The following is a 2,049-nucleotide window of genomic DNA, read 5'->3' on the forward strand; positions in this document are numbered from 1 at the left end:
AACAACCAACGACCACTCTTCGTCTGATACGTCAGAGGGATACGGCTTGCGAACTTGCGTCATTCAGCATTACTGAACCAATCACCCACGAAAGTACATAACACCCTCTAGCAGCCATTGACATGGTTATGTCCAGCCAATCAGGTCGTATTTTAAGCCGCAACATCTTAGGATCGAGCTTTCTTGAGACCTTTGGTGACGTGGTGAGCAGCGTTCTGCCAAAACATGACATTCCCACTTTTTGTGAACGTTTGCTCTCGATGTTTCAGAACTATCCGCCGATCGACCGTACTCGCCGTAACCTGGGATCATTAGCTGTTGCATCTCTAACGGTTGCTGAATTTTACTCAAAATTTCAGATTTCAGATATCGAGTTGGATGAGTGTAGGGCTACTGGTACTGCGTCTGGTGGAGTTATAAAGAACGCCTTTATAAGCCAGCTGGATTGCAGGGGAGCTAACCTGTCGGCAGTGCAGTTCGAAAATACATCTGTAATATCGCTGATTGCTGACAGGGAAACTGTCTTGCCTGACAGCTTCCCTGAACCCCAACAAATTCGCGACATAAGCAGATCGGCAGGAACGATATTTTCGCCGGAAGAATGTCGAGCCTGGATCAATGATCATCTTGAGAATCCGCCGACAGAGGATATCTCACTTGTTCCCGTGACGCTGAAACAACATCCGGCGATCAAACTCCTTCAAAGGGCTTGCCGAATTCGACAATATTGGCTTAGACGAGGCGATGATATCTATGCCGCTCGGATCTTAGATGATGCTTGGTGGCCCGCAATCGAGAGGCTATTGGCGGCTAATGATCTTCTAAAGGTTGAGCTCAGGCAAGCGTCAGGCACGGACGCGCGTTTCGTGCATGTTCGTCAGGCTGACGATATATTGGTCGAAAATGAGAACGATCCGGCTGTTGTCCGATTTTATAGAGAATTAGTTGCAGAATTAACGGAAGGGTCATTGTGAGCATCAACGATCTGATGCGGACGTACCCATCTGGAACGTTTCGACCGGAATGGCCGAGTGGTCTGCCTTGAGAAAACTGGTCCAATTCTAGGGCCCGGACCCATAAAGGGATTCCCATTGTGAGCGGCCTGTGATTCGCTGCCTCTGAAAGGAGATGAGCGATGGACGCTGACCTTTTCTGGCTTTCGGACCGGCAGTTTGCGCGGATTGCGCCGCATCTGCCCACCGATACGCGTGGCAAGCCGTGTGTGGATGATCGACGCGTGATCAGCGGCATTATTCAGATCATGCTGTCCGGCGCGCGGTGGAAGGATGCGCCGTCCGCGTATGGCCCGCGCAAGACGCTCTACAATCGGTTTCAGCGCTGGGCTGCGAAAGGCGTCTGGGCGCGCCTGTTCGAGGCGCTGGCGCAGAGCGGTGGACCGCCTGCCGAACTTCTGATCGACAGTTCTGCCGTGAAGGCCCATCGCTGCGCCTCCGGCGGAAAAAGGGGGAGCGACACCAGGCCATCGGCCGATCGCGTGGCGGGCGCACGACCAGGATCCACGCGCTGACGGATGCCGCCTGCCGTCCGGTCGCCTTCGTGCTGACCGGCGGCAACGTCGCGGATTGCACGGCAGCGGTCCCGCTGCTGGAACAGGTCTCGAACGTCCGGCTGATCCACGGCGACAAGGGCTACGACACCAACGCGGTGCGTCGACAGATCGAGGACAAGGGCGCCGCGCCGAACATCCCGCCCAAGGTCAACCGGGCCTGGAAGAACTGCTTTTCGCCGGTCCTTTATCGGACGCGAAATGCCATTGAGCGCATGTTCAACCGCCTCAAGGACTTCCGCCGCATCGCGACACGTTACGATCGCAATGCCACTAACTTCCACGCCGCCATCTGCCTCGTCGCGGCCGTCAGCTACTGGTTATGAGTCCGGGCCCTAGGCCAGCTTGACGTCGGACAGGTCATACCAGACCGCCAGGAGCATCGCCTGAAACATCGAGAGGGGCGGCCATGCGGGTTCGCCCTTCGTCGCAGGATACAGCGGCGACAGCATCTCGCCGATCGGCTTCCAGTCGATCAACGC

General features: G+C 55.9%; 2 protein-coding genes and 1 pseudogene. 2 read left to right on the forward strand and 1 reads right to left on the reverse strand.

The window, feature by feature from the left end; all coding sequences use genetic code 11:
* Positions 1 to 128: 128 nt before the first annotated feature.
* Positions 129 to 974, forward strand: a complete 846-nt coding sequence (locus HLH28_RS17775; RefSeq protein WP_182961933.1) for a hypothetical protein — start codon at positions 129 to 131, stop codon at positions 972 to 974.
* Between the two features lie 161 nt (positions 975 to 1,135).
* A pseudogene (locus tag HLH28_RS17780) lies at positions 1,136 to 1,893 on the forward strand (IS5 family transposase).
* A gap of 9 nt (positions 1,894 to 1,902) precedes the next feature.
* Here the strand turns inward: HLH28_RS17780 and HLH28_RS18310 are convergent.
* Positions 1,903 to 2,019 (reverse strand): transposase, encoded by a 117-nt coding sequence (locus HLH28_RS18310; protein ID WP_275943760.1) that lies wholly within the window; start codon positions 2,017 to 2,019, stop codon positions 1,903 to 1,905.
* Positions 2,020 to 2,049: the final 30 nt, after the last annotated feature.

The sequence above is a fragment of the Gluconacetobacter tumulisoli genome (assembly GCF_014174155.1).
Lineage (GTDB): Bacteria > Pseudomonadota > Alphaproteobacteria > Acetobacterales > Acetobacteraceae > Gluconacetobacter > Gluconacetobacter tumulisoli.